The organism is Synechococcus sp. MIT S9451 (genome assembly GCF_047304725.1).
Taxonomy (GTDB): domain Bacteria; phylum Cyanobacteriota; class Cyanobacteriia; order PCC-6307; family Cyanobiaceae; genus Synechococcus_C.
Genome location: NZ_CP138971.1, coordinates 1,680,082 through 1,696,575 on the forward strand (window position 1 = coordinate 1,680,082; position 16,494 = coordinate 1,696,575).

Here is a 16,494-nt window from a genome sequence, read left to right on the forward strand (position 1 = left end):
TCGCCTTCTCATCCAGCGTTCTGACGGGCGAGTGCCGCATCCACCGCCTGTTGCTGATCACGTCGGGTGATCCAGTGGTGATAGGTGCGGGTGTGGATCGCAACCGAGTGGCCCATCATCCTTGCGGCGACGGTGTCAGGCAGGCCGATGTGGATCGTGCGCACGGCCCAAGCATGGCGGAGGTCGTAGGGGGTGAGAGGCAGCTCATAACGACGGAACTGTTCCGCAACCCGACGTCCCACCTGCTGCAGGGTGGTGCGGTTCAGATCGGTGTTGATGCTGGGTAGCAGGTCTGGGCTTCGACCCAGTTCGCACAGCTGGAAACGCTCCACCCAGTCGGGATGGAACGGCCACACCTGATGTTCGCCAGTTTTGGTCGTGGGCAGGATTCGCAGCACGTGGTCTCCCCCTGGGGCAAGCGCACTGAGGTCGGCGAAGAACAACTCGTGGTTCCGGAGCCCGTAGGTGGCCATCAGGCCGAAGGCCAGCCGCCAGCCTGGGTTGGGGATCCGCAGCACGGCCTCCAAGATCTGGCCATCACTGGGCAGCTGGCGGAACCGTGCTCGATGCAGGCCGTAGCCCGCCGCTTCAGCGCGCCAGTTGTCAGGCAGGGAGATGGCGTAGTGGCGCGCCAAGGCGCTGAGGCTGGTGGCGCACTGCTGACGACTTCGGCTGGCGTCTGCATAACTGCTGAGGGTGAGGGCCAGCAGTTCGGTGCCCAGGCTGAGGTTCCGCTCCTCAGCGATTCGCTTCAATCGTCTGAGGTAGGGCCTATAGGCAGAACTCCAGGTTGTGCGGCTGCCGGCAGGGGATCGTCGCCGGATTGGGTCGCAGAAAAAGCTTTGCTCAAAGCCCTCCAGCTGAAGCGTGATCGGATCGTTGCTCTTGAACGACCTCCCTTCAGAACGCCTGGATGATGTCTTGGAGAGATCGCTGGGGGGGCGGGCTGCCTTCTTGGTCCATTGCTGCCAATCAAACTGATCGCGGCGCAGCTGGAGATCCACTAAGAGCAGAAGCTGCTTGGCTTCTTGCAGACCGTCGACGGTTGCTGGCACCCCGAGGCTGAGCCGTTGCATCCTGGTTCGACCAGGCGTCGTTCTGCAGGGCAGCGGACCCCGCAAATTCAGCCGTTCACCGCGCTTTTCGATGCGGAGTCGAATGCCATCGCTGCTGATGGCGCTGTTGATGACCTCCAGATCGTCGCTCAGATCCACGGTGGTGGTCATGGGGAGGCGGACGTCATTTTGTCGTCACCTTGGCGTCGATGGGGGTTACGCTCAAGTCGAATTTGAAAGTGCGGCTGTTTCATGGCCCGGGTCGGCGTCCTTCTGCTCAATCTCGGAGGCCCGGAACGAATCCAGGATGTGGGGCCTTTTCTCTACAACCTGTTTGCGGATCCGGAGATCATCCGATTGCCGAATCCGGCCCTGCAGAAGCCGTTGGCTTGGTTGATCAGTACCCTGCGCAGTCGCAAGTCTCAGGAGGCCTATCGCTCCATCGGTGGAGGATCCCCCCTGCGCCGGATCACAGAGCAGCAGGCCCGTGAACTGCAGAGTGAGTTGCGTCAGCGCGGCATCGAGGCCACCTCCTACGTGGCGATGCGTTACTGGCATCCCTTTACAGAATCTGCAGTCGCAGACATCAAGGCCGATGGCATTGAAGAGGTGGTGGTGCTTCCCCTCTACCCCCATTTCTCGATCAGCACCAGCGGATCAAGCTTCCGGGAGTTGCAGCGTCTGCGTCAGCTCGACCCCGCTTTCCATAACCTCCCCCTGCGCTGCATTCGTAGCTGGTATGACCATCCTGGCTACGTCCGCTCCATGGCTGAACTGATCGCCGAGCAGATCCGAGCTTCAGATGTGCCGGAAGAAGCTCACGTTTTCTTCAGTGCCCACGGTGTGCCAAAGAGTTATGTCGAAGAGGCAGGAGACCCTTATCAGCAGGAGATCCAGGCCTGTGCAGCCCTGATCATGGCTGAATTGGAGTCCATTCTTGGCTCCAGCAATCCCCACACCCTCGCCTACCAAAGCCGGGTTGGTCCGGTCGAGTGGCTCAAGCCTTACACCGAAGAAGCCCTAGAGGCGCTTGGTGAGGCGAAAACCCGTGATCTGGTTGTCGTTCCGATCAGCTTCGTGAGCGAGCACATTGAAACTCTCGAAGAGATCGATATCGAATACCGGGAGTTGGCCACTGAAGCAGGGGTCGTCAACTTCCGTCGTGTCCGTGCTCTCGACACCTATCCCCCCTTCATCAAAGGCCTGGCTGACATGGTGGCGGACAGCCTTGCGGGTCCGGAGGTGAATCTCGACCAGGCCGCTGAATTGCCCACCACTGTCAAGCTCTATCCCCAGGAGAAATGGGAGTGGGGATGGAACAACAGTTCGGAGGTCTGGAACGGCCGACTGGCGATGTTGGGATTTTCCGCTTTTCTCTTGGAACTGGTCAGTGGTCACGGTCCACTGCATGCGCTCGGGTTGCTCTGAGCGTCAGTCACCACCAGATGACGGGTTGGACCTTAATCTGAAGGTTGGCCCTGTGTGACGACGCTGTGACCCTGACTTCTGCGCCGACGGTCTCTGGTACGTCCCTTCAGGACGGCAGGCAACGGATCACCGGTGCTGAAGCGCTGATGGATGCACTCCGTCGTCACGGAGTGGACACGATCTTCGGCTATCCAGGCGGCGCGATCCTGCCGATTTACGACGCCCTGCATCTGGCAGAGCAACAGGGATGGGTTCGTCACATCCTGGTGCGCCACGAGCAGGCGGGAACCCATGCCGCTGATGCCTATGCCCGTGCCACTGGGCGCGTGGGCGTGTGCTTCGGAACTTCAGGCCCTGGAGCAACCAATCTGGTCACCGGCATCGCCACCGCCCAGATGGACTCCGTCCCGATGGTGGTGATCACGGGTCAGGTGCCCCGTCCGGCCATTGGCACCGATGCTTTTCAGGAGACCGACATTTTCGGAATCACCCTTCCGATTGTGAAGCATTCCTGGGTGGTTCGGGATCCAGCCGATCTTGCTTCCGTGGTGGCACAGGCCTTCTTTATCGCCGCTTCCGGGCGTCCTGGTCCCGTGCTGATCGACATCCCCAAGGATGTGGGACAGGAGGAATTCGATTATGTGCCGATGGAACCAGGCTCGGTGGTACCCGTCGGCTTCCGTCTGCCGCAGCCGCCTGATCCTGCTGCGATTGCCTCAGCCCTTGATCTGATCCAGGCGGCCCAGCGTCCCTTGCTTTACGTAGGGGGTGGAGCGATTTCCGCTGGTGTGCATCAATCCTTGGCCGAGTTGGCCAATCGCCACAAGCTGCCAGTTACCACCACGTTGATGGGCAAGGGCGCGTTTGACGAGAATGATCCTCTCGCAGTGGGCATGCTCGGGATGCATGGCACTGCTTATGCCAACTTCGCCGTGACCGAATGCGATTTGCTGATCGCAGTGGGTGCTCGCTTCGATGACCGCGTCACAGGAAAGCTCGATACATTCGCCCCTAGGGCTCGTGTCGTGCAATTCGAGATTGATCCGGCTGAGATCGGCAAAACGCGCCGTGCCGATGTGGCGGTTCTGGGTGATCTAGCCCAGAGCATGAACCAGCTGGTTCAGCAGAGTCGCCAGAGGGAGGTCAGTCCTTCGACCGCTCCGTGGCTGGAGAAGATCGACAGCTGGAAACAGCGCTATCCACTCAGCGTGCCTACACCTGATGGGCCGATTTATCCCCAGGAAGTGCTGATCGCCCTCCGCGATCTCACCACCGGGGCGATCGTCACCACCGATGTGGGGCAGCATCAAATGTGGTCAGCGCAATACCTGCGCAATGGACCTCGTCAGTGGATCAGTAGTGCCGGTCTTGGCACCATGGGCTTCGGCATGCCTGCTGCCTTGGGGGCACAGGCCGCTTTCCCCGATAGCACGGTGGTGTGTGTGGCGGGTGACGCCAGCATCCTGATGAACATTCAGGAGTTGGGAACCCTCGCGCAGTACCAACTGCCTGTGAAGGTCGTGATCGTTAATAACCAGTGGCAAGGCATGGTGCGCCAGTGGCAAGAAAGTTTCTACGAGGAGCGCTATTCCGCCTCAAACATGCAGACCGGCATGCCCGATTTCGTTGCGCTCTCCGAATCCTTCGGGGTTGGTGGCATCCGCATCGATTCGCGCGAGATGCTGGTGCCCCGACTGCAGGAGGCCCTTCGGACCCCAGGGCCGATGCTGATCGACGTGCGAGTGCGGCGTGGTGAGAATTGCTATCCGATGGTGCCGCCCGGCTGCAGCAATGCCCAGATGGTGGGCTTACCCTCCCATCCCGAATTGGCTATGGATCCGACCCGAACCTGCGGCTCCTGTGGTGCAGTCACCAGTCATGAACACCGCTTTTGTCCCTCTTGCGGGGCATCGCTTTGATCACGCTGGCGGCGTTGATCCCGACTTGGAGCCGTCGAGCCTGCTCGGTTGCTCTGCTGTTGGTGGCTCTGCTCGCTTGGCCACTGCATGCCTGGGGGGCCGAGGTGCTTCAGGTCCGATCGTCGTCCTTGCTGCAGATCGGCGATCGCAACCGCAATTACACCGTTCAGCTGGCTTGCCTGGAGGTGGACCCCGCCGATGAGCAGGCAGCCACTGAATGGTTGAAAAAGGCTCTCCCTCGACGCCGAAGGGTCAATTTTCGGCCTGAAGGAGTGCTTGAAGGCACACTGTTGGCACGCGTTACTCCCCTTGGAGAGGAGCAAGACCTCAGTCTGGAACTGGCGGAAGCCGGCCTTGCCCGCTTTACTTGCTCCGCTTCCTGACCGTGTCTCGTAATCGTGTTGCTTCCGGAGTGGTGATGGTGCCTTGCATCGTGCTGGGAGTTGCTTTCCTGTGCACAGCGATCTGGAATGACGCGGCAGAAGCGAATCGACCTCTCGCTGTCGGCCTGGGCCTTCTGTTGCCTGCTGTGGGACTTCTGGCCTATCTGATCCCAGACTCGGATCCTGTCACAAAAACGGACGGCCACGACAGCTCTCCCTAGCTTGGTACGGCCTGGATTTTCCCCATGGCCCTTCCCTCCGAGGCGGACACCAACGACAACACCCAGCGGCCATCGTGGTTCACAAGGTTGTCCTGCTTGCGTTGGCGTACAGCATTGTTTGTGGTGGCCAGCGTTGTGGGTTGCCAGGCCATGGCTGCCAGCCGACAGATCAGCGCTCCTGTGGTTCTGCTGATCCCAGAGGGACTTGAAAGCGCACGGCAATCCTTTCTGCAGGGGCTGGTGCTCGGTGAGCAGGCGGTGCGTGCGTGTGGGGCGGAGCCTGTTGCGATGGTGATCCAGTCCCTTGGCTGGGATGACGATCCGACCGCTCTCTTCCCTCGAGATGCTGACAATCAACCGGTTCTGCCTCCCCTGGTCGTGGCGCCCTATGCGGCTGATCTGCGTAGCTTCAGCCGGCTGGCGCAGGATGGTGATGCGCGCGTCTTGCTGGGTCATCAGCGCGGCCCCTCGCTTGACAGCCTCAGCGGTCTTGATGAGCAGGGTCGACTGTTGCCCTTGCTGCCGTCTCGGCGGGACGACCTGAGAGCCCTTGCCCAGGCTGCCATCGATCGTGGCTGGACCCGAGTGATGGTGGTGAGTGATCCCACTGCTTTGGAGGGGGACTTCGCTCAACCCTTCGTGGAGCTGTTTGAGGGCCTAGGCGGCACGGTGCTGTCTTATACCCAGGACGATGTGCAGTCGATGACACCGGGTGATCGGGAACCCTGGGCTCTGCTCACCAAGGATCTCGATTGGCTTGGTCCTGATGCCTTGGTGTTGGCAGCTCCTCCTGATGGTGATCTTGCCGTCGCACTCCGAGAGCGTCAGATCGGATCACTCAGTGGTCGCGATCCCGGTTGGATTTGGTTGCTGAGCAGTCCCCAAGCCTCTGCTGTCTCTGCTCAGCCTTGGCCTCAGATCGTGCTGAGCCAGCCCGCCCATGGCCCTAACTGGAAGGGCTTCACCAAAGCCTTTTCACAGCGCTGGGGGTATGCCCCCGATTTGATTGCCGCCGCCGGATTTGAAACGTCCCGGGTGCTGGCTCTCTCCAGTGTTGGCCCTTCTCCCCTCGCCAGTGATGGCACCCGGGACCCCCTGGCCTGGGTAGCCCCCTCTGCTCAGCCGGTCTCGCTCTGCAGGGCGATCGCTCTGCGGCGCGAGGGAGAGTCAGCCCGCTTGGAGGGTGTGGCTAGTGATTTCGCTCTTCGTCCGGGACGCGCCCCGACAGGGGGCGCCGAAACCCGTCTGATCCCGGCTCAGTAAGGTTTTTAGGATGACTGAGGCAGTGGACGCCGGTGTTGCGCTTGACCGAGGTGCGTCTGCCTCTGGACCATGGGCCTCAGGATCTTGAGGCGGCGCTTTTGCGGCGCCTGCGCATTCCGCCAGATCGGTTGCTGAACCATCGTTTGATCAAGCGCAGCATCGATGCGCGTCGCCAGGAACGCATCCAATTGATCTACAGCTTGGATGTGGAGGTGCGTGGAGAGGCGGCGCTGCTCAAGAAGCATCGCGGCGATCAGCGACTGCGGATCGCACCCGACATGCGTTACGAGCTTGTGGTTCAGGCTCCGGCTGGTTTCGGGCTCGATGGCCAAAGTCGTCCTGTTGTGATCGGAGCCGGGCCATGCGGCTATTTCGCGGCTCTTCTGCTGGCACAGATGGGATTCCGGCCGCTGCTGTTGGAGCGCGGCCAGCCGGTGAAACAGCGCACTGCTGATACCTTCGGTTTCTGGCGTGGCCAGCGGCCTCTGCAGCCCGAATCGAACGTGCAGTTCGGGGAAGGGGGGGCAGGCACCTTTTCAGACGGCAAGCTTTACAGCCAGGTGAGTGATCCTGAGCACTACGGCCGCAAGGTTCTGGAGGAGTTGGTTGCAAGCGGCGCCAACCCGGAGATCCTCACGGTGCATCGTCCCCATATCGGCACGTTCAAACTCGCCACCGTGGTGCGAGGTCTGCGGTCCCGGATCGAGCAGCTTGGAGGGGAGGTGCGCTTTGGGGCGAAAGTTCAGGAGCTGATTCTTGAACCTCTGATTGAGCCCCAAGATCAGCCGGGATGGGATGATTCCGCCGGCCCAAGGCAACGTTTAGTCGGTCTGCTCCTGGCAGATGGCAGTCGGTTGGCCTGTCAGCAGGCCGTGCTTGCTCCCGGCCATTCCGCCCGTGACACATTCTCGATGCTCGAGAAGCAGGGGGTGGCCATGCGTGCAAAGCCCTTCGCGGTGGGCTTCCGGATCGAGCATCCGCAGACGCTCATCGATCAGGCCCGTTGGGGATGCAAGGCCGGCCATCCTCGCTTGGGTGCGGCGGAGTACAAGCTTGTGCACCATGCCACGAATGGCCGATGTGTTTACAGCTTCTGCATGTGTCCGGGTGGGATGGTGGTAGGGGCGACCAGTGAGCCAGGGCGGGTGGTGACCAACGGCATGAGTCAGCACTCTCGTAACGAGCGCAATGCCAACAGTGGGCTTGTGATGCCTGTGCTTGAGGAGGATCTGGCGCCTCATCAACGCTTCCCAGGGGATCCGCTGGCCGGAGTTGCCTTCCAGCAGGCGCTTGAAGAGAGGGCCTTCTCCCTCGGGGGTGGTGATTACAGCGCTCCCGCACAACGTTTAGAGGATTTTCTGGCCAACCGCCCCAGCACTGCACTCGGCAGGATCACACCCTCTTATCAGCCTGGGGTGAAGCCTTCGGACCTGCGCCAGGCCTTGCCTGCAGACATGATCGCGGCGTTGCAGGAGGCTTTGCCGGTCTTTGGTCGTCGTCTCAAAGACTATGACCATCCTGATGCCCTGATCACCGGAGTGGAGACACGCACGTCATCGCCGGTGCGTCTTCCTCGCAATGACGGCTGCGAATCGGTCAATACAGCCGGCCTCACTCCTGCAGGCGAGGGTGCCGGCTATGCCGGTGGGATTCTCTCTGCTGCGATCGACGGCATCAGGGCTGCTGAAGCGGTGGCCCTGCGTCTGATCTCCCAGCGTTGATCAAAACAACGGGCCGGAACAGAACAGATCAGATCAGATCAGATCAGATCAGATCAGATCAGATCGCTGCCTGGGAGACGATGCCACTCCATTGCACGGCCTTCACCTGATCCCTGCGCCAGGAGTGAAACAAGGGTGCTTCTGTGACGGTGCAAAGAGGGCACAGGCTGATGTGTTCTGCCCTGATACCGGCAGCCTGCAGCTGGGCTGAGGCCGCGGCTCGGATGTCGAGACGACAGCGGTCTTGTTCAGGATCGTTGAGCACGATCCGTTCGCGTAGGCCAGGGTCAATTTGATCGCATGGCCCGTTGCCCTCCAAAGAGGCCATCACCTGCTCGGCAACCGGTTGCTCAACTTGATAACACTGTCCGCTGACCGCCGGACCCAGCGCCACGAGGAGTTGTCCCCGTCCGCCGCCGCGCTGCTCTAGCCGCTGGATCGCTTCCCTGAGGATGCCGCTGGCAACACCCCGCCAGCCGGCATGGCAGGCGGCCACATGACCGCTTTCTGGGTCGGCCAGCAGCACCGGGGTGCAGTCCGCACCACAGACCCAAAGGCTCTGACTGCCGCGATCACTGACAAGACCATCAGCATCCGGCCAGGGGGGGCGATCGGCGTCAGAGGCTTCGAGCACTGTGTTGCTGTGCACCTGCTTTGGGCGATGCACCGTGATGCCTGCCGAAAGGTAAGTGGCGAGCTCGTCCGGTTCTCGACCCTGCCAGCGGCGGGTGAAGAAGCCCTGCTCAAAGCCTGCGGTTTCAAGCAGGTCACAGCTGAGGTAATACCCGCCATAACAGCCGATCCAGGTCCAGCCAGGAAGGCTGTTAAAGGTGCTGTCAGGAGAGCTGAAGGGGTCAGGAACTGTCTCCTCGGCCGTGCTCATGGCTCGGGCTGATCCCGAAGCATCCAGAAGCCTTCAAAACGGGGGTTGTCTGGCGTGGTCTGGACGGCGATGAACTGGAGTCCACCGGCTTGGTCCCGAGTCAGCCTGAGGGCTTCCTTAGCCGCCGCGGTGCCACTGGCGTCTAGGTCAGTGACCAGCCAACTGTCGTCCTGTCCTGCATCCAGGACGAGCTGCTGGCCATCGATTCGAAGCCGCACCGGTTCAAGCCCCCCCAGCCAGCCAGCGATGGCTAAAGCCCTGGTGCGACTGAACAGACGCAGGCCAGGGATGGGAAGGTCTGGATCAAGCTCTGGGTCGATCGGCAGGAGGCCATTGAATCCCATGGGCCATTCCCCAGCTTCGGCCAGGCTGCCAAGGGGGAGGTTGGCCCAGCTCCAGGCATCACCACAGATGGCGTCGGGTAGAGGTACTGCAGGGGTGCTCACTGGAACGGGTGGTGGCGCCAGGGGGCCTGCCATGAATCCCTCTTCTTGGGGGTAGACATCCCGCTCAAGTTCACCCATCCAGTCGATCAGGGCATAGGTGCGACGGCTCGGGACAACTTCGAGGTCGAGCTCAGCGGCGGCCCGCTGCACCATCGTTCGCATGGCGCTTCGCCAGGAGCGCAGACGCCTTGGTGGTTTCCAGCCATCAGCTTCCGCGGTGGCCAAGGCATCGCGTAGAGCGGCGGCAAGCCAGGTGGAATTGACCTCCCCAGCAGGGCAACGCCGGGAATAGCGAAAGGGTTCGCCACCGTTGAGCAAAGGTGTGCTGCTGATCAGCAGTTCCCAGCGTTTCTTCCCATCCGGTTCAAGGATCGGCCTGGAATAGAAATCGAGCTCCCAGTCGGCCTGGCGATCGAGGGAGGTGCTGGCGGGCTCGTCGGCCGTGATCATCCGGCTGCTTGTTCTTGTTGTCTGAGGACGTTACGAGCACGATTGGCTCGATCGACGGCTTCGGCCATCACTTTGTCTTTCTCAACCAGAAGTTCACCAGGCTGACCTTCGAGCATGGCGGTGTTCAGGGCGATGCGTCCTCTCCCCGGGTCAAGCTCGGTGATGAGGGCTTTGACTGCATCGCCATGATCGAACACCTCTCGGAGGGAGCGCATGCTTCCGCCTGTGACCACTGACTGGTGCAGCAGACCGCTGATTCCACCGAGGTCCACAAAGAAGCCGTAGGGCTTGACTGCCACCACGTGACCTTCCACCAGTTGTCCCACTTCCAGTTCGGAGAAGAGGGCGGCGGTGGCTGCTCTTTTCTCCGAGAGCACCAGTTTTCGGGTTTCTGAATTCACTTCAAGGAAAGCTGCACCCAGGGTTTTGCCAACGAGTGCTTCGTGATTTTCGCCGTCCTGCAGCTGGGAGCGCGGGATAAAGCCACGCAGCCCTTCCAGTTCGCAGGTCACACCGCCGCGGTTGAATCCGCTCACTTTCACCTGGACGACCTTGCCTTCTGATTCCAGCAGCTTCACTTTGTCCCAGCTCTGACGCAGTGCCAAGGCGCGGCAGCTGATGGTCACCATGCCGTCGGCGTTCTGTTCACGGGTGACCAGCACCTCCACCTGGAGCCCTTTGGGAAAGCGTTCCTTCAGGTTGGTGATCACGCCCAGGCCGCATTCACTTTTGGGCATAAAACCCGGAGCTTTGCCGCCGATGTCGACATAGACACCATCGCTCTCCAGGCCAATCACGGTGCCGGCGACCACATCACCTGTTGTGCCGATGGGTTCGTTCTGATCGAGGGCAGCCAGGAATGCTTCTTCGTCGAAGTCGAAGTCGTCCACGCTGTGGCTGCGGGCCTGCGCACGGCTGTCTTCCGCGGAAGCGTTCGAGGCAGCAGATTTGCGCTGGTTCCCGGCGCGGGAGCTGCTGTCAGAGGGGCCGAGCAGGTCGGCCATCGAAAGACCCTCCAATTCGGAGGTGTCAAACAAAGCGTCATCCCCAACGGTGGGAGCGTTTGGACGCGACGGAGGCTGAGCTTTGGTTCCGCCTGCAGCACCAGCGTCCTGCGCTGCTTGCTCCAGCGCACGAGCCTTTTGTACGGCGGCTTCTGCCGCTGCTCTGGCTTCATCGGCTTCCCGGCGCAGCCGGTCTTGCTCATCACGTCGGGTGATTTGCATCACCTGAGGGGGCTTGCGCGGCCCCTCAGGGGAAGGCTTTGGGGCCCTGGGTTGTTTGGGCTGCGGGCTGCCTGATCCGGCCATGGGCCCCTGGTACTCGTCGATCGACCAGTCTGACAGGCAGGGTGGGAGTCTGCTGCCAACCTGATGTCCGATGTCTAGTCCGCAGCGCTGGCTTGAGCGTCTCACCTGGCCGGAGGTCGCTGAGCAGCTTCAGCAAGAGGGGGCCACCGTTGTTTGGCCCTTTGGTGCTCTTGAACAGCATGGTCCCCATCTGCCTCTGTCAACAGATGCTCTCTTTGCGGATCGGATGCTGGATCAGATCCTGGCGGGGTTACCTCCTGACGCCCCAATCTGGCGGCTGCCTGTGCAGGCCATCGGCTTCTCCCCAGAGCATGTCGGCTTCCCCGGAACGCTCTCTCTCCCGTCTGATCTGCTGATCCGTTTGGTCGAGACAGTGGGGCTTCAGCTTGCTGATTTGGGAGTCCGCCGTCTTGTTCTTTTTAATGCCCATGGCGGCCAGATCGGATTGCTTCAGGCCGCGGCGAGGGAGCTAAGGGCGCAGACCCCCACCATGGCAGTCCTTCCTTGTTTCCTCTGGAGTGGGGTGCCTGGATTGAAGGAGCTGCTGCCGCTTTCGGAGGGGGATAGCGGTCTCCATGCCGGCCTGGCTGAAACGAGTTTGATGCTCGCATTGGAGCCGTCTCTGGTGCGTGATCAGCGCCCAGTGGATGGTGAGCATCGCCACCCTTCAGCTGCTGCGACTCCTCCGGATGGGTGGAGCCTGGAGGGGGCGGCTCCCTTCGCCTGGTTGACCGCCGATCTCAGTCGAACGGGAGTTGTTGGCGATAGCCGCGGTGCATCCGTTGAACTCGGACGTCAGCTGGAAAAAACCGTTGTTGATCACTGGCAGCACTTGTTTCTCAGCCTTCTTGCCAGTGCCTGGCCGCCTGTGAATTCTGTTCTCAGCTCGTGATCTCCTGGACTTAATTCGAGCCAATCGTGGTTGTGCTGGTTACAGTCGCACGCATTGCCTACGTAGCGGAACGATCCATGCCGACCCTCAATTCGCCTGAGGTCGCTGCCATCAGTGATCAGGAAGTAACTGCTTCTCAGCTGCCTGATTTCAGCAGTGCGGCTTACAAAGATGCCTATAGCCGCATCAACGCGATCGTGATTGAGGGCGAGCAGGAAGCGCATGACAACTACATCTCCCTCGGCACATTGATTCCCGAGCAGGCTGATGAGCTCAAGGGCCTGGCCAGAATGGAGATGAAGCACATGAAGGGCTTCACCGCTTGTGGTAACAACCTTGGTGTGGCAGCGGACATGGATTTCGCACGCACCTTCTTTGCTCCCTTGCACGGGAATTTCCAGCAGGCTTTGAAGGACGGCAAGGTCGTGACCTGCCTCTTGATCCAGGCCCTCCTGATCGAGGCCTTTGCGATCTCGGCGTATCACATCTATATCCCTGTCGCCGATCCTTTCGCACGCAAGATCACTGAAGGGGTCGTCAAGGACGAGTACACCCATCTGAATTACGGGCAGGAGTGGCTCAAAGCCAATTTCGAAACCAGCAAAGACGAGCTGATGGAGGCCAATCGGGTCAACCTGCCATTGATTCGCTCCATGCTGGAAGAAGTGGCGAAGGATGCCGCTGTTCTCCACATGGAGAAGGAGGACCTGATCGAGGATTTCCTGATCGCTTATCAGGAGGCCCTGAATGAGATCGGCTTCACCTCCCGTGACATCGCCCGCATGGCTGCAGCCGCGCTCGCCGTCTGACTCCGCTTAGGCGGTCCTGTTGCATTTGGACCGCCAGTACTCAGCTCACGTAGCCTCCGCTACAGGCTTTCGTGAGAGCATGGCCGCATCAACCCTCAAGCCATTTCGGAAAGGGAAGCTCAATCTGTTGATCGACAGCGGTACATGTTTGGTCTGATCGGACATTCCACCAGCTTTGAGGCCGCAAGGCGCAAAGCTTCCGAGCTTGGGTTCGATCACATCGCTGAAGGTGATCTCGATGTGTGGTGCAGTGCGCCACCACAACTGGTTGAGCATGTCGAGGTCACCAGTGCCACCGGCAAGACCATCCAAGGCGCCTACATCGACTCCTGCTTCGTTCCTGAGATGCTCAGCCGCTTCAAGACGGCGCGTCGCAAGGTGCTCAATGCCATGGAGCTCGCTCAGAAGAAGGGCATCAACATCACTGCCCTGGGTGGATTCACCTCGATCATTTTCGAGAATTTCAACTTGCTGCAGCATCAGCACGTACGCAGCACCACCCTCGAATGGGAGCGATTCACAACAGGCAACACCCATACCGCCTGGGTGATTAGTCGGCAGGTTGAGAACAATGCTCCGCTGCTGGGGATCTCCCTGAACACGGCCAAGGTGGCTGTGGTGGGAGCCACGGGGGATATCGGCAGTGCGGTGTGTCGCTGGCTGGTGAATCGAACAGGAGTCGGTGAGCTGCTGCTTGTGGCCCGTCAACAACAGCCCCTACAGGATCTTCAGGAGGAACTCGGCGGCGGACGGATCCTGTCTCTTGAGGAGGCTCTTCCGGAAGCGGATGTGGTGGTCTGGGTCGCCAGCATGCCCCGCACGCTGGAGATTGATTCAGCCTCTCTCCGTAAACCCTGCCTCATGATTGATGGTGGTTATCCCAAGAACTTGGATGCCAAGATCGCAGGCTCAGGAGTGCATGTCCTGAAAGGGGGCATCGTCGAATTCGGTAGTGATATTGGCTGGTCGATGATGGAGATTGCCGAGATGGAGAAGCCACAACGACAGATGTTTGCCTGCTTCGCAGAAGCAATGCTGCTTGAGTTCGAGGCCTGCCACACCAACTTCAGCTGGGGACGCAACAACATCACGCTTGAGAAAATGGATTTCATCGGAGAGGCGTCCGTGCGGCACGGTTTCTCCACCCTCAATCTCAACCCCCAGCTTCAGGCTGCTGCCGCCTGACCCTCACTCCTCCCTCTCCTGCCATGGCCAGACGTCACCTGCTTGAGTTCGAAAAGCCATTGGTAGAGCTCGAGCAGCAGATCGAGCAGATCCGTGAGTTGGCGCGCAGTTCGGAAGTGGATGTGAGCCAGCAGCTCCTGCAGCTTGAAACCCTGGCGGCCCGACGGCGTGAGGAAATCTTCTCGAGCCTGACTCCGGCACAGAAGATCCAGGTGGCTCGTCACCCTCACCGTCCCAGCACGCTGGATTACATCCAGATGTTCTGCGATGAATGGGTGGAACTGCATGGCGACCGTCGCGGTAGTGATGATCAGGCACTTGTCGGGGGGGTTGGTCGCATCGGTCAGCGATCTGTGCTGTTAATCGGCCATCAGAAAGGGCGGGATACCAAAGAGAACGTGGCACGCAATTTTGGGATGGCTACTCCAGGTGGCTATCGCAAGGCAATGCGTCTGATGGATCACGCCGATCGCTTTGGGCTGCCGATTCTTTCTTTCATCGATACCCCAGGGGCCTATGCCGGTCTGCTCGCCGAGGAGCAGGGTCAGGGGGAAGCGATTGCTGTCAACCTCAGGGAAATGTTTCGCCTGCGGGTTCCAGTCATCGCCACGGTGATCGGTGAGGGCGGCTCCGGTGGAGCTCTTGGGATCGGTGTTGCCGATCGTCTGCTGATGTTCCAGCACAGTGTCTATACCGTGGCCAGCCCAGAAGCCTGCGCTTCGATCCTCTGGCGTGATGCGGCCAAAGCTCCTGAGGCAGCTGCTGCCCTGCGCATCACCGGCCCGGATCTGCGCAGTCTCGGTGTGGTCGATGAGGTTCTTCCCGAGCCGGCAGGCGGTAATAACTGGGCTCCGCTCCAGGCGGGTGAGGTGCTGAAGGAGGCGATTGAGCGCCATCTTGGTGAATTGGAGTCCCTGAGTTCCAAGGAGTTGCGTGATCAGCGCTATCGCAAGTTCCGAGCGATGGGTCGGGTCCTCACCGCTGGAACAACAGAAAACGATCTGGCTGTTTAGGGTTTACAGGCTTGCTGAGGCTCGTTGCCGTCTGTATTGATCACAGGAGCGTCTCGGGGGATCGGCCATGCGGCCGCCCAAGCGTTCGCTCAAGCAGGTTGGGATCTCCTCCTGCTCTCCCGTAGTGAGGCTGCTCTGCAGTCACTTGCTGCGGAACTCACCCCCACCGGTCGCAGGGTTGTCTATCGCGCTTGTGATCTTTGTGATCCGGAAGCGATTGCGCCAGCGGTTGAGCAATTGCTCGCGCAAGGTTTGCGTCCATCCGTGTTGATCAACAACGCTGGTGCCGCTTACACCGGCGACTTGCTTGCGATGACGTTGGAGCGCTGGCAGTGGTTGTTACAGCTCAATCTCACCAGCACGTTTCAGATGTGTGCTGCGGTTGTGCCTGCCATGCGCGGTGCCGGTGGCCTGGTCATTAATGTCAGTAGCCATGCAGCTCGGAATGCATTTCCCGGATGGGGTGCGTATTGCACTACAAAAGCGGCGCTGGCGAGTTTTACCCGTTGTCTCGCCGAAGAAGAGCGTACGAACGGCATTCGTGCCTGCACACTCACACTCGGTGCCGTTGATTCGCCACTCTGGGACAGCTCCACGGTTGAAAGCTCTTTCGACCGGCGTGCCATGCTGCCCCTCGAGCAAGCAGCCGCAGCACTTCTTCACCTTGCTCAGCAACCGGCAACACAGGTGATCGAAGACCTCACCCTCATGCCATCCACCGGCGCTTTCTGATTTCGCCTTTCATGACTTCAACGCTTCCAGCCAACGGCAACGGACTCAGTAGTGACAAGGCACTGGTCCAGCAGGACCTTGCTGAACTCGTGCCGACCGTTTCGGCACAGATCAGTGCGCGTCTCAAGTCCGCCGGTGTCTCCTTCCTGGCGAATGACAACATCGCCGATTACATCCTCCCTGGGGAACTGCAGGCTCTCGAGAGCGAGGTGTCTGATCGAGTGCGTGATTTGCTCCGCACCCTCGTGATCGATATCGAGAACGACCACAACACTGAAGAGACCGCTGAGCGAGTCGCTCGGATGTATCTGCATGAGGTCTTCAAGGGGCGCTACCACCAGCAGCCCAAGGTGGCCAGCTTCCCCAACGTCAAGGAGCTTGACGAGATCTATACGGTTGGCCCGATCACGGTGCGCTCCGCTTGTTCTCATCATCTGGTGCCAATCATGGGCAACTGCTGGATTGGGATCAAACCAGGCAGTCGCGTCATTGGTCTCTCCAAGTTCACCCGTGTCGCCGACTGGGTGTTCTCCCGTCCCCATATCCAGGAAGAGGCGGTGATGATCCTGGCTGACGAGATCGAGCGCCTGTGTCAGCCTCAGGGGCTTGGGATCATCGTCAAGGCACAGCACTACTGCATGAAGTGGCGTGGAGTGCGCGAACCCCAGACGAGCATGGTGAATTCGGTTGTGCGTGGTGATTTCCGCCACGATCCCAGTCTCAAGCTGGAATTCTTTGAACTGGTTCGTCAACAAGAAGCGCTGCTGAGCACCTGATCGGCACT

At 60.3% G+C, this 16,494-nt stretch carries 16 protein-coding genes; 12 read left to right on the forward strand and 4 right to left on the reverse strand.

Annotated features, from left to right (window positions below; all coding sequences use genetic code 11):
• Positions 1-8: 8 nt before the first annotated feature.
• Positions 9-1,226 (reverse strand): site-specific integrase, encoded by a 1,218-nt coding sequence (locus tag SIB72_RS08670; protein ID WP_413743649.1) that lies wholly within the window; start codon positions 1,224-1,226, stop codon positions 9-11.
• Between the two features lie 81 nt (positions 1,227-1,307).
• Between SIB72_RS08670 and hemH the strand changes: the two genes are divergently transcribed.
• From hemH to SIB72_RS08700, 6 genes are all read left to right on the forward strand, one after another.
• Positions 1,308-2,483: a ferrochelatase gene (gene hemH, locus SIB72_RS08675; RefSeq protein WP_115120753.1), complete on the forward strand. Its 1,176-nt coding sequence runs from the start codon at positions 1,308-1,310 to the stop codon at positions 2,481-2,483.
• A 65-nt stretch (positions 2,484-2,548) separates the two neighbouring features.
• A complete protein-coding gene (ilvB, locus tag SIB72_RS08680; RefSeq protein ID WP_413743650.1) occupies positions 2,549-4,402 on the forward strand; it encodes a biosynthetic-type acetolactate synthase large subunit in 1,854 nt (617 codons plus the stop codon).
• A 17-nt stretch (positions 4,403-4,419) separates the two neighbouring features.
• Complete coding sequence (locus SIB72_RS08685) at positions 4,420-4,785, forward strand: nuclease (protein WP_413745082.1); 366 nt, start codon at positions 4,420-4,422, stop codon at positions 4,783-4,785.
• A gap of 2 nt (positions 4,786-4,787) precedes the next feature.
• On the forward strand, positions 4,788-5,006 hold the full coding sequence (locus SIB72_RS08690; RefSeq protein WP_115120965.1) for a GIVxVP protein: 219 nt from the start codon (positions 4,788-4,790) through the stop codon (positions 5,004-5,006).
• A 24-nt stretch (positions 5,007-5,030) separates the two neighbouring features.
• Positions 5,031-6,269 (forward strand): histidine kinase, encoded by a 1,239-nt coding sequence (locus SIB72_RS08695; protein WP_413743651.1) that lies wholly within the window; start codon positions 5,031-5,033, stop codon positions 6,267-6,269.
• Between the two features lie 32 nt (positions 6,270-6,301).
• Positions 6,302-7,990, forward strand: coding sequence for an NAD(P)/FAD-dependent oxidoreductase (locus SIB72_RS08700; protein WP_115120755.1), 1,689 nt, complete (start codon positions 6,302-6,304; stop codon positions 7,988-7,990).
• A 58-nt stretch (positions 7,991-8,048) separates the two neighbouring features.
• Here SIB72_RS08700 and pgeF read toward each other — a convergent pair whose 3' ends face one another.
• The 3 genes from pgeF to SIB72_RS08715 are packed head-to-tail and all read right to left on the reverse strand — an operon-like array spanning position 8,049 to position 11,079.
• Positions 8,049-8,873 (reverse strand): peptidoglycan editing factor PgeF, encoded by an 825-nt coding sequence (pgeF, locus tag SIB72_RS08705; RefSeq protein ID WP_413743652.1) that lies wholly within the window; start codon positions 8,871-8,873, stop codon positions 8,049-8,051.
• Positions 8,870-9,769 (reverse strand): Tab2 family RNA-binding protein, encoded by a 900-nt coding sequence (locus tag SIB72_RS08710; protein ID WP_413743653.1) that lies wholly within the window; start codon positions 9,767-9,769, stop codon positions 8,870-8,872. The genes pgeF and SIB72_RS08710 overlap by 4 nt, the downstream gene beginning before the upstream one ends.
• Positions 9,766-11,079, reverse strand: a complete 1,314-nt coding sequence (locus tag SIB72_RS08715) for a S1 RNA-binding domain-containing protein (RefSeq protein ID WP_413743654.1) — start codon at positions 11,077-11,079, stop codon at positions 9,766-9,768. The genes SIB72_RS08710 and SIB72_RS08715 overlap by 4 nt, the downstream gene beginning before the upstream one ends.
• Before the next feature lie 70 nt (positions 11,080-11,149).
• On the opposite strand from SIB72_RS08715, the gene SIB72_RS08720 reads away from it, so the two are divergent.
• From SIB72_RS08720 to folE, 6 genes are all read left to right on the forward strand, one after another.
• On the forward strand, positions 11,150-11,971 hold the full coding sequence (locus SIB72_RS08720) for a creatininase family protein (RefSeq protein ID WP_413743655.1): 822 nt from the start codon (positions 11,150-11,152) through the stop codon (positions 11,969-11,971).
• A 77-nt stretch (positions 11,972-12,048) separates the two neighbouring features.
• On the forward strand, positions 12,049-12,780 hold the full coding sequence (locus tag SIB72_RS08725) for an aldehyde oxygenase (deformylating) (RefSeq protein ID WP_115120760.1): 732 nt from the start codon (positions 12,049-12,051) through the stop codon (positions 12,778-12,780).
• A gap of 144 nt (positions 12,781-12,924) precedes the next feature.
• On the forward strand, positions 12,925-13,965 hold the full coding sequence (locus tag SIB72_RS08730) for a long-chain acyl-[acyl-carrier-protein] reductase (RefSeq protein ID WP_115120761.1): 1,041 nt from the start codon (positions 12,925-12,927) through the stop codon (positions 13,963-13,965).
• A gap of 23 nt (positions 13,966-13,988) precedes the next feature.
• Positions 13,989-14,978: an acetyl-CoA carboxylase carboxyltransferase subunit alpha gene (locus SIB72_RS08735; protein ID WP_115120762.1), complete on the forward strand. Its 990-nt coding sequence runs from the start codon at positions 13,989-13,991 to the stop codon at positions 14,976-14,978.
• Positions 14,979-15,002: 24 nt separating this feature from the next.
• A complete protein-coding gene (locus SIB72_RS08740) occupies positions 15,003-15,710 on the forward strand; it encodes an SDR family oxidoreductase (RefSeq protein WP_115120763.1) in 708 nt (235 codons plus the stop codon).
• Between the two features lie 11 nt (positions 15,711-15,721).
• Positions 15,722-16,486, forward strand: a complete 765-nt coding sequence (folE, locus tag SIB72_RS08745) for a GTP cyclohydrolase I (RefSeq protein WP_115120764.1) — start codon at positions 15,722-15,724, stop codon at positions 16,484-16,486.
• The last annotated feature ends 8 nt before the right edge of the window (positions 16,487-16,494 follow it).